The organism is Daejeonella sp., assembly GCF_049655485.1.
In the GTDB taxonomy this organism is placed as follows: Bacteria; Bacteroidota; Bacteroidia; order Sphingobacteriales; family Sphingobacteriaceae; genus Daejeonella.
On record NZ_JBASJU010000044.1, the window covers coordinates 1 to 8,921 of the forward strand.

General features: G+C 40.8%; 9 protein-coding genes. 1 reads left to right on the plus strand and 8 read right to left on the minus strand.

The window, feature by feature from the left end:
- Positions 1 to 56: 56 nt before the first annotated feature.
- Genes WBJ10_RS02025 through WBJ10_RS02040 form a run of 4 tightly spaced genes read right to left on the minus strand, consistent with a single transcriptional unit; the run spans position 57 to position 4,577 of the window.
- Positions 57 to 2,108, minus strand: coding sequence for a glycosyltransferase (locus tag WBJ10_RS02025; protein ID WP_424287880.1), 2,052 nt, complete (start codon positions 2,106 to 2,108; stop codon positions 57 to 59).
- Positions 2,109 to 2,110: 2 nt separating this feature from the next.
- A complete protein-coding gene (locus WBJ10_RS02030; RefSeq protein ID WP_424287881.1) occupies positions 2,111 to 3,376 on the minus strand; it encodes an ABC transporter ATP-binding protein in 1,266 nt (421 codons plus the stop codon).
- A 9-nt stretch (positions 3,377 to 3,385) separates the two neighbouring features.
- The gene (locus WBJ10_RS02035) at positions 3,386 to 4,246 is read right to left on the minus strand and encodes an ABC transporter permease (RefSeq protein WP_424287882.1); all 861 of its coding nucleotides are present in this window, start codon (positions 4,244 to 4,246) and stop codon (positions 3,386 to 3,388) included.
- Positions 4,233 to 4,577, minus strand: coding sequence for a hypothetical protein (locus tag WBJ10_RS02040; protein WP_424287883.1), 345 nt, complete (start codon positions 4,575 to 4,577; stop codon positions 4,233 to 4,235). The genes WBJ10_RS02035 and WBJ10_RS02040 overlap by 14 nt, the downstream gene beginning before the upstream one ends.
- A gap of 195 nt (positions 4,578 to 4,772) precedes the next feature.
- On the opposite strand from WBJ10_RS02040, the gene WBJ10_RS02045 reads away from it, so the two are divergent.
- Positions 4,773 to 5,309 (plus strand): SixA phosphatase family protein, encoded by a 537-nt coding sequence (locus WBJ10_RS02045; RefSeq protein WP_424287884.1) that lies wholly within the window; start codon positions 4,773 to 4,775, stop codon positions 5,307 to 5,309.
- A gap of 12 nt (positions 5,310 to 5,321) precedes the next feature.
- Here WBJ10_RS02045 and WBJ10_RS02050 read toward each other — a convergent pair whose 3' ends face one another.
- The 4 genes from WBJ10_RS02050 to WBJ10_RS02065 form a co-directional block, all read right to left on the minus strand.
- The gene (locus WBJ10_RS02050; protein WP_424287885.1) at positions 5,322 to 5,558 is read right to left on the minus strand and encodes a hypothetical protein; all 237 of its coding nucleotides are present in this window, start codon (positions 5,556 to 5,558) and stop codon (positions 5,322 to 5,324) included.
- Entirely contained in the window at positions 5,545 to 5,865 is a 321-nt protein-coding gene (locus WBJ10_RS02055) for a hypothetical protein (protein WP_424287886.1), read from the minus strand. The genes WBJ10_RS02050 and WBJ10_RS02055 overlap by 14 nt, the downstream gene beginning before the upstream one ends.
- Before the next feature lie 149 nt (positions 5,866 to 6,014).
- Positions 6,015 to 7,310, minus strand: coding sequence for a hypothetical protein (locus WBJ10_RS02060; protein ID WP_424287887.1), 1,296 nt, complete (start codon positions 7,308 to 7,310; stop codon positions 6,015 to 6,017).
- Between the two features lie 496 nt (positions 7,311 to 7,806).
- Complete coding sequence (locus WBJ10_RS02065; protein WP_424287888.1) at positions 7,807 to 8,661, minus strand: outer membrane protein; 855 nt, start codon at positions 8,659 to 8,661, stop codon at positions 7,807 to 7,809.
- Positions 8,662 to 8,921 lie beyond the last annotated feature (260 nt).

Consider the following 8,921-nt stretch of genomic DNA (forward strand, 5'->3'; position numbering starts at 1 on the left):
CGCTTGGGGAGTGCGTTCGAGCGTTATCATTAGAATCTGAGGAACAAATAATTGGTTTAGGAAATATAATAATTTTGCCAGTTCACCACCCCATTTTCATAAGCCTCTTTTTCCTTGTGGTTCCGCAGTTTGTTTTTATGGCGATTTAAAACCTTTAAAACATGATTCAACATCAGTGTTTTGTCGCCCGACATGTTATTGCCATGAATACGGTAGGCTGCAATTTTTTCGGTATGGGTAATGGACGGAAAGTGCCTGGTAATGTTAAGGTTAATGTCATAATCTTCGCACGCCTTTAACTGGGGATCAAAAAAGAAGGAATAGAAAAGCTCTGCTCTATACATTACTGTTGCTTCCATAGCGATATAGTTACCCTGTAACAGGCCTTCATAATTTTCAGACCACTTCTCCATAGGTTTTTCTGAACTTAAAAGATTACCCTCATGGTCCACTTTATCGTGCGCCCCCGAGACAAACACTGCTTTCTTCCTATATGCGAAATACTTTAAATTGGTTTTGAACGCATTAGGATACAGATAATCATCAGCATCTAAAAAAACCAAATATCGGCCAGTACTATATCTAATTCCCGCATTACGGGCCCCGGAAAGTCCTAGACGATTGGTGAGGACATATTTAACATTCGGATAGCTTTTACAGACTTCCGCAGTGTTATCTGTAGAACCATCATCTACCACAACGATTTCTTTGTAGGGATGGCTTTGATTAATCACGCTTTCTATGGCCTGACTCAGATAGTGTCCGTGGTTATAACAGGGGATAACTACCGATACAAGCGGTTTATAATAAATAATGGGCCATCTTTTTAGAGATTTATGATACAATAAAATTCCCTCTTTTGCTACATTGCGATTTCTTCGGTAATATAACCAGCCCGAAATGCAGCCATGTACTTCATTCAAAGTATTCAGCAAACTATTAGGCTGAAGATTTCTAAGATCTGCGATAATCTTTTTGATGTAATACTGAGGTAAACTTTTTCGCAAGCGATAGATATCACCTCTATGTTGATAATTTCTATGTTGGACCAATACAGAGCTAACCTGACCCCGCATATAATGAAATATTTGATTTTTCAACATCGCCATGGATTCACGATGCTGGTGGAATACATACAATTGCGGGTAATAGCTACACTTAAAACCTTCGGCTAATATGCGGTACCAAAATTCAGAATCGCCGCTGCAGCCTGAAGCACCCACATCGAGTCGCTCATCAAACCAACCTACCAAATCGAATATTTCTCTTCTGAAAGCCATATTGGCACCTGCGCCAATATCCCAGACTGGCACGCCTATATTTAGATGGGCCTTAAAATATTCCTGATCAAAAACCTGTGGTAAATATCCTTTGTTAAAGCCCCAGTCTTTCTCGAAAAGGTATTGTGCTTTGGTATTTAAACTAACAGGTATAACCAGGCCTGTAACGGCCATCGTTTTTGGATCCTGAAAAGTGGTTTTGAGTAATGCCGTCCAATTTGGTTCTACGATCACATCGTCATCTGTGTAGGCTACGATACTATTTGAAGCATACCTGGCTCCTGTATTGCGTGCTACATCCAGGCCTTTGCGAGGCTCCTTTACATATTTTACTGTTGGGTATTTTCTTATAACTTGCTCTGTGCGATCATCATCCGGCGCATTATCTATTACAATCAGTTCAAAGTCTTTGTCGTTCGATTCCAGTAGTGATTTTACGCAATCATCAATGGCCTGCGGCCGGTTACGTGTGCAGATGACAATGGATAAAGTCACTTCAGGATCAGTCGAGCTGATTTGTAATGGTATGATTTTCCCGAGCTCATCAGCAAGCTTTTTCTGATCATTTCCTAAAAGATATGACTTCCATAATGACTTGACTTTCCCCTGGCAGGCATCATAATAATTGATGCATTTTTCTACAGCATCTGCCACTCTCTGCCTGAAAGGGGAGTCATCAGGAATGTCATGGTCGCTGTATTGCCAGAGATGGCCTAGCGGAATATTTTTCCACCAAAATACCAAGTAATGATTGTCTTTAGACGGAGTGAATGACTCCAGTCGATCTATCTGAATATGCTGGATATCAAAGGGCTCGAACTTCTTCATGATTACGCTTCTTCCTGTTGTAATTGCACTTTAAAATTCGGGCGTATTGCCCCCTGCCAGTCACCATACCAGGTAGTATGTTCCCTGAAATCTTCCACATCAAATGACAAGCATTCTTTAAACTGAAATGTCGAACTGCTGGTGTTTCTTACAAAAGATAGGTCTATACAGTAGGAGCCATTATTTAACAAATTTCCCGGAATAGTACATTGTCCCTTGATTAATCCTGGTTTGTAAGTTTCGGAGGTCGAGTCCACATCAAAAATGCAATCGCCCATTACGGTATTTAATACCATGCTAACACCCAGATTGATCTCTTCTGTTGGATTATACCAAAATTCAAACTCCACAGTCAGAGGAGTCCGGATGTCAATGATTTTGTTGCTGTCGAGATATTGTGGTAACAATTCGACACTCTTGATGCGGATACTTTCGTTTCCGGGGGCGTCCTCCGGCTTGTCATATTTCTTATGTAAATAAAAAGTTTGTTCCCGCTTTAAATAATTGGTGATTACATCATTTGTACTCCCCACATCCATGAGCCTTCCTTTTTCAAGGAAAATCGCTTTGTTGCATAAATTCTTTAGTGCCTGGGTATGATGGCTTACGAATAGAACAGTTTTTCCTTCTTCTGTAGATACCTGCTTCATTTTACCAAGGCATTTCTTTTGAAATTCGGCATCGCCTACGGCCAATACTTCATCCACGATAAGTATCTCAGGTTCTAAATGTGCGGCCACCGCAAATGCGAGCCGAACATACATACCGCTGGAATATCGTTTTACCGGAGTATCCAGAAAACGTTCAATGCCTGAAAAAGCTACTATTTCATCAAACTTGGATTTAATCTCGTTCTTATGCATCCCCAGAATCTCCCCATTCAAAAAGATGTTCTCCCGCCCTGTAAGTTCCCCATGAAATCCGGTGCCCACTTCCAGTAAACTGGCGATGCGTCCTTTGCCCTTAATTGTCCCTGAAGTAGGTTTAGTGATTCGTGAAAGGATCTTCAATAATGTTGATTTCCCTGCTCCATTTTTGCCAACGAAGCCTACCACATCCCCCTTCATTATCTCAAAGTTGATGTCTTTAAGAGCCCATAGTTGATTTGGCTGAGATTCTACGGTGATTTCACTCGAGGCGTCTTTTTTTGAAGATGGGAATACATTACTCCACAGGCCCTGCAGATCCTGTTTAAACGAACTAGTCCCTATTACACCAAGGCGGTAATATTTTGATATGTCTTCTGCTTTTAAAGCCAGGTTGCTCATTTTTATGGTTTAAATAATGTCCATGACTGCAGTTTCGCGCTTCTTAAACAGAACTAAACCGACTATTAATAAAATGCTGGTGTTAGCGATTGACAAAAGAAGATAGCCATATTCTATCGCACCCTGATTAAAAAAGACAGATCGAAAAGTTTCTATAACAGGCGTTAAAGGGTTAAGCCAGAATAGGAGTTGATATTTTTCAGGCACTATAGAACTTGGGAAGACCACAGGGGTAATAAACATACCCAATCGAAGTATATATTGAAAAAAGGTATCGATATCGCGATAGCGCGCAGTAAAAACAGCAATCAGTAAACCCAGGCCTAAAGCAAAGGCTGCAGTTAATATGATCAAAAAGGGGACGAGTAAAATTGTTGCGGATATGTGAAACTGATCGTAAAAAATATGGTAAAATAGAAAGATCAGGATGAATAGTATGAACTGAACAGATAGCCGTACAGTTTGAGTAATTACGTGACTTATCGGTGCAATTAATCGGGGAAAGTATACTTTATTAAAAATGTGCGCATTGGTGATAAAGGTATACATGGTCCCCGAAATATTATCGAAAAAGAAGGTCCAGATTATTGTCCCAGATAAATAGAACAATATTTTCGGGATACCATCAGTGGGCACCTGAGCAAAATTGCCAAACACCAGCAGATAGATCATTGTAGTTATAAGAGGTTGTAAAACTATCCAGAATGGCCCAATTACGGTTTGCTGGTAGCTGGCAATCAGGTCACGGCGAACGAAGCGCATGATCAAACCACGGTAGTAAAATAGTTCACGAAGTCCTAATTTAAACCAACTCTGCTTGGCACTAATTTCCCATTGCCAATCGGTCGTCAGCTCTTTATTCGTATCCATTATTCTTGATAGTTTTCGTGATTTGCTTCCGATTAGTTGTCAACGTGTCCGTCTCAGCTGTTAACAAGGTTTTGTGGTCCTTGCAGGTGAGATTTATCTTCGAAGGATTAAGTACGGTGTTTAGGGATATTTGGTTTTGTTTGCCGAGGGTTGATTTTAATCCGCTAAGAAGGATGACATCATCATCTCTCAAAACTTTCAAATGTGGCTCGAAACTTTCAGTTGCTGGATCCCAGCTGTGAGTTACAGTCTTAGCTCTGCGATGATACATCAAAGCAATACCATGACGGGATCTTTTTCGGAAAGGAGCATACAAAGAGAGCAATAGCATAGAGTTTTAACAGGATCGGTATAATGGTATTGAATATGTTGAAACACAACCCGATGTGAAAATGTTTTGCTCAGGAAGAAATTTATCTATTGTGTGTATGGCCAATCACGAAACATTTAAGTTGGACTCATACATAGTATTATATAAATTCCGTTAATAGGGGTATTTTCGTAAATTGCAGTAGACATCTTTCATATGAACAAACGTCGAAATTTCCTCTTTTGCCTTTTGGCGATGCTAGTGTTCACAGCCTTCAGCACACAGGCCCAAACCACCGTACATATTGTGCGCCATGCCGAAAAAGAAACGAAGGATCCTGCTAATAAGGATCCGGCACTTTCACTTGATGGACAGGACCGGGCGAAAGATCTTGCTGCTTTGCTATTACCGCAGCGAATATTGGCTGTGTATTCCACTCCCTACAAACGTACCATGCAAACGGCAGAACCTACGGCTTACGGGCACGGCGTAAAAACTCAAACCTATGACCCATCAGATCCTGCAGCTCTTGTTGCTTCGGTATTAAGAAATCATAAGGGAGGCTCCGTATTGATTGTTGGCCATTCAAATACCGTACTTGAGTTGGTTGAAGCGTTTGGTATAAAGCGGCCGATACCCGAACTGAAAGATGACGATTATAATTATCTGTTTAGTATTACTGTGAATGGGAATTCGACATCAATGGTCATGTCTCAATACGGGCAATTGAAGCGGACGAGCGTACCGAAATAGTTGAATTAGAACTTATTCATCTTTACCTAAACTCATCAAATAATCGAGCAAAGCATTCCGCTTCTCTTCCGTCATGCCCGACAATAAATTCTCGTACATCAGTGATTTTGACTCATTCTCCATTTTTTCTATCTCACTCTTTTTTACATTGACTATCTGATTGCCTACTACCATGAATGCGAGCTGGTCTTTTTCAGAATTAATAACCCTGCCCAACAAAACAGAGCCATCTTTTTTAGTGATACGCACGCCGGCAATATAAGGCCGTACTGTCTTCCAACCCATCTGCGTCGGAGTCATGAAGTGCGTAGACTTCTCCGGTCTGATTCATTGCATATAGTAAACCTTTTGGACCAAGGGTAATTTGGATGGGGTTACCAATCTTTACCCCTTTACTGATCGGAAGTTTAACCGCGCGATACGGACCGTATATTTTGATGGCCGTTTCCTGAATATTTTGATGCTTATTTGTTGCCTGATCATGCTTGAATACCCATGAAAATATAGCTAAAATCAAAGTAAGCAGAGAAAGCGACAAATTTTGAAGTGAGATCATCGTTTTAGCTTTTAACTAAATATACATAGAAAATATTTTTTATCGATTGCACAGAAAATTCCGTGATCAAACTTATTTCGGCTGAGATATTAAACAAAAAAACCGCCTCATTATTAAACGAGGCGGCTTTCCAAAATTTAATTTAATTTTTATCGCTGATCATGCGGAACATTTGATACAGCTGAAGCACCTGTTACAGTAGCTCCCCCGCCATTTGTCGCAGAGATCGTGAATGTATAATCTCTTCCTGTCTTATCAGTTCCAAGTCTGGAAGCCATAAGTTGTAATGGCAGAGTAAAACTGGAAGTTAACACGTATTCTTTGGTGTAGACTCCGTATTCGTCAACTAACTTACCTTTTAAGGATCCCGGTGCTACAGTAAATGTACTATTACCAACGGCACTATTTACCCAGTTATCATCAAAATAAGTGCCTCCAGCAATAGCAGTAACGGAAAATGTATAATTCCCCGGACCCAAATTAGATAGTGTTAGAGGAGATGCATTGTAGTCCGTTGCATTAGCAACTGTGTTATGTGATGCACTAATTGACCCGGTTCCTGTTGAAAGACCAGATCCTACAAAGGTTACTGTGGTCAATTTGTTATTTGGCGGCCAGATAAATAATGGTGTAACAGATACTGTACCAGCAGAAGGGGTGGTATAAGTTACATTTCCTGAAATAACTGGTGTGCTGATCGGATTTCTTGCTTTAATCGTAATAGAAACCGTACCCTCATCGCTAGTGGAATAACTTGTGTTCGTTGATAACGCTCTAACGCCCACTACGTAGGTGCCGGGCTCAAGATTAGGTAATGAGAGAGGAGAAGTGATATCGCTTACAAGAACGTCATTTACTGTAACAGAATATCCAGTGGCGTGTGTTACAGCACCCCATGATACAGATGTATTACCTTTCCCAGAATTATAGGAAATTTGACCTAATGTTAATTGTGGAGTAGCTAATTTTATTGCCGCCGCAACGTTTCCAACACTAAATGCTGTTGACGCACCGAAGCCGCTGTCTATAAACATACTAGTACTACTATTTTCAGCTAAAGCACTTACTTTCACATTATAATTTCCGGCTGTTACACTTGAAACAGTTACAGATGTTCCGGTAACTTTCTGTGATGAAGGAGCGTTAGTACCTTCAAAAACAACATGGTATTCTATTGCATTGGGTATTGCGTTCCACGACACCAAAACAGTAGTACCATTAGGAACCGCGCTTACCACAGGCACTTCCAGTTTAGTTTTGTCACTGCCGTTAGTGGTAGTAGTACCGCCTGTATTAGTGTTACCGCCGGAATTACTATTATGGCTAGCAAGCATCGAAGATTTGGCTGTCAATCCTCCATCTGCAGCAGGAAGATCATCCTTGCCGCAGGAAGTAATTATTACGATGAACGTAATAAGTGGAAATAAGAGTTTGGTTAGTTTCATTGTTTTTTGTTTAGAGTGTTAAGTTTAGGTTATTTATTGGTTAATTATTTGTTAACTATTTGTTAGGTTGGGGAAAAACATACACATTTTATCTCATAATCCGCAATTTATACCCCATACCGTGCTTGATATTTCTGGTTAATGTATATTAGCTTAATTAGAATGAAATGTTTGTTCTAATTAAGGTATATAGTTACAAGTAATGTGCCGCTATGTTAAATAATTGCTAAGTTAAAACTATCGGATTGGACATGTATCGACCGAGGGCCGATATTGACCATCAGCGGTATGGAAGCAATACGAGAGATTGCGGTGGGCTTCTGTGCAAACCGAAGGCCAGGGAACTAATCAGAAAGGAAAATATTTTAACTCAATGGACTCAAAGATCTTCCCAAAGGAAGCAAAGCATGAATGCTAAGGACCTAGTTATATTTTTGAATGCCCTTTGCGTTTAAATTTCGGATTTGTAGAAAAAAGAAAACGGATGCCTTAAGAATTAAAGCACATAATACAAACCAAGAGAAAAGAACGAACGCGGGTTTTTAAAAGAAGCCTCCGTGTCACGGGATATTAATGATGCCTGATACCCCGCTTCCACCATAAATTTCCGGGTGCTATAGGCAAGCGGAAGCTTGAAATTATACGATAGTACGTCGAAACTGGTACTTTGAACAGTTCTGTATTCAGGCTTCTGATCGGACCGTTTACCCGGGAGTTTTATAATTCCAAGACCCTTGTTTTGAGTTGAAGAAGACGGGACCTCTTCTGTGCTCGTAATTTGCTGGGTGCTGCCTACCACTTCAAATGCGGGCTCAATACTGATGTAATCACTCTGATTAAAGGCGATCAGTTCTATTGCTTTTTTCACATCAAACGATAAATATAGCGCCCCCTCTTGCCCGGGATTGTAATCAGCGTTTAGTCCCGCTGTCAGCCAATTGAAATCATATCCCAATTTCCCTGAAAACATATTTAGATTTTGGGATTGTAAAAAGAATGAGCTGTCAGGAAAAAATGAACGGGTATAGCCGATTCCGGCAGAAAGGTTTTTAGAGAGATTAAAGTCAAAACCGGCAGTAAGATCGGCCCCTGTGCCTCCGCCGTCAGCATTTAGAATTTTATAGCCTGTTGCCGAGATAGAAAACCCGGAATTGAATGCCAATCCGCCGTAAGCGAGAAGATAAGGAAATCGCCCGGCCGTGGTTTGCCCGTAGTAATTGGTATTACTGCTGTATAAAGTAGCAAGAGTTAAACTAGGTTTGTCGCTTGTTTTTACCGTATCCCTGGGAGCTTGCTGTCCGAGAGCGGTCAAACTGATTGAGAATAACAAAAGGCTTAGATAGTGTTTCATAGTCTTATGGTTTTGATAGGGCGGAGTAATGAGATAAATCAAATAATCAAGATGTAAAACGGGGCCGCATTAAAAAAGTTGCCCCCGGGGGAGCAACTTTAAATGGGATAAAATATAATTATTGGCCTTTACCCAGTGAAACACCAAGTCCGGTTCCAACTCTAGCCTTAGCGCGTGCTCCTGTGCTTACCTCTACACCCTTAGCTTTGCCGCGTAGGCTCGTACCCACTGCGGTTCCGCTTGTCGCTTTACCCCGGGCG